This is a genomic window from Treponema sp. UBA6852, from assembly GCA_002449305.1.
Lineage (GTDB): Bacteria > Spirochaetota > Spirochaetia > Treponematales > Treponemataceae > Treponema_D.
The window spans coordinates 1-1,712 of record DKDI01000019.1; the positions used below are offsets into that span (position 1 = coordinate 1).

Below are 1,712 nucleotides of genomic sequence, written 5' to 3' on the forward strand. Positions count from 1 at the left end.
ACTGGCTTTTTTACTTTATTTTTTCAAGAGCGCTGCAAAAGGATTGTAAGTTTCTCCGTCATCATCGTCTTTGTGTGATGAAAGATATTCTGCCGCGTTGTCCTGTTCTTCATTTGAAACAACTGGAGCAAGTGAAATTCTTTTTTCTTCAGGATCAACTTTTTCAACAATAACTGGAAATTTTTCACCTGGCTTGTAGATTTTTTTCAGATTTGTACTGCGCTCAACATTCAGTTTGGATATATGAACAAGTCCGTCTATTCCTGATGCGAGGTTTACAAAAATTCCGAAATCAGCTACACGGGAAATAGTTCCTTCAATTTTTGTTCCCACCGGAAATTCATTTTTTACGTTGTCCCAAGGATCTGTCTCAAGCTCTTTTGTTGAAAGAGAAACTTTTTCATGCTGCCAGTCTGCTTTTATAATTTTTGCTGTTATTTCCTGTCCAACTTTTAAAACTTCCGAAACATTGCTGATTCTTGCGTGAGAAATTTCAGAAATTGGAAGAAGCGCTTGGAATCCGTTTAAGTCGATAAATGCGCCGTAGGACTCGATTGATTTTACTTTTCCAGTAACAGTCATTCCTTCTGTATACTTTTTTGAAAGCTGGTCAAGTTCTGCATTTGCCTGTTCTTCAAGAATTGCCCGGTTTGAAAGAACTATGTTTTTTCCATCATTTTTGAATTCTTGGATTTTGAAAGTAAGGTGTTCACCTACATATTCAGCTGGCTCCTTTTTCTGTCTATACCCCATTTGAGAATAGGGACAGAATGCGCGGCTTGTGCCAACCATTACTTCAAATCCGCCTTTAATTTCTTTTGTAACGTGGCCTTCTACTGGAATTCCGTTTTTGAATGCATTTTCGAGGACTGATTTTCCTGCATTTTGACCGGAAAGTTTTGTTGTAAAATGAAGTTCTTCGTTTTTTCCACCTAGAAAGTAAACTTTTATTTTATCGCCTTCTTTTATGGAAAAATTTCCGTTTTCATCGCAAAATTCAGATTTGCTAACGAATCCTTCGCTTTTTAGTCCAAGATCAATAAAAACTGTGTCATTTGAAATTGCGGCAACAGTTGTTTCTATCATCTGTCCCTGTTCATATAAGTTTTTCATTTGTTTTCCTTGTAAAATTGATTTCTAAATTATAAAATGAATTTGAAAAAATTTCAATTTGCAAATTTTGTAGGTGAAAAATGAGACGAAAAGAAAGGGAAATTACTGACTTTGAAGAAATGATAAAAATTCTTGATGAATCAAATTTTTTGACGCTTGCTATGATAAATGGAAATGAGCCGTATTCTGTACCCGTAAATTTTGGGTACAAACTGGATGGCAACAGAAAAAGGATTCAGATTTTTATTCACGGAGCTACGGAAGGTACAAAGCTTAGCTGCATAAAAAATTGTCCGCGCATATCTTTTTCCGCTGTAAGCTATTCTGAAATAGGTACAGATAAAACGCCTTGCGGCTGGACAGATTTTTACAGAAGTGTTTGCGGAAAAGGAAATGCGTCTATTTTAGAGGATGCAGATGAAAAAAAAGAAGGGTTAATCTGTATCCTAAAAAAATATGGGTACAAAGGTCCGGCTGTTTTTCCTGCTATTATGATGAAAAAAACGAGCATGATAAGAATTGATGTGGAAGAGCTGACTGGAAAATTCCATGAAAAGTAAGTAATCCAAACTTCGAGTTTTTATAATTTAATGTCATTA

The 1,712-nt window shown here is 35.4% G+C and carries 2 protein-coding genes; one reads left to right on the forward strand and one right to left on the reverse strand.

Annotation, left to right across the window (positions count from 1 at the left end):
* Positions 1-15: 15 nt before the first annotated feature.
* The gene (locus B3209_RS04830; protein ID WP_296690021.1) at positions 16-1,113 is read right to left on the reverse strand and encodes a 30S ribosomal protein S1; all 1,098 of its coding nucleotides are present in this window, start codon (positions 1,111-1,113) and stop codon (positions 16-18) included.
* Between the two features lie 80 nt (positions 1,114-1,193).
* Between B3209_RS04830 and B3209_RS04835 the strand changes: the two genes are divergently transcribed.
* Positions 1,194-1,673, forward strand: coding sequence for a pyridoxamine 5'-phosphate oxidase family protein (locus B3209_RS04835; protein WP_296690023.1), 480 nt, complete (start codon positions 1,194-1,196; stop codon positions 1,671-1,673).
* The last annotated feature ends 39 nt before the right edge of the window (positions 1,674-1,712 follow it).

Excerpts from the sequence above, each read along its gene's own strand:
- B3209_RS04830 (WP_296690021.1), bottom strand. The coding sequence starts at position 1,113 with ATGAAAAACTTATATGAACAGGGACAGATGATAGAAACAACTGTTGCC.
- B3209_RS04835 (WP_296690023.1), top strand. The coding sequence starts at position 1,194 with ATGAGACGAAAAGAAAGGGAAATTACTGACTTTGAAGAAATGATAAAA.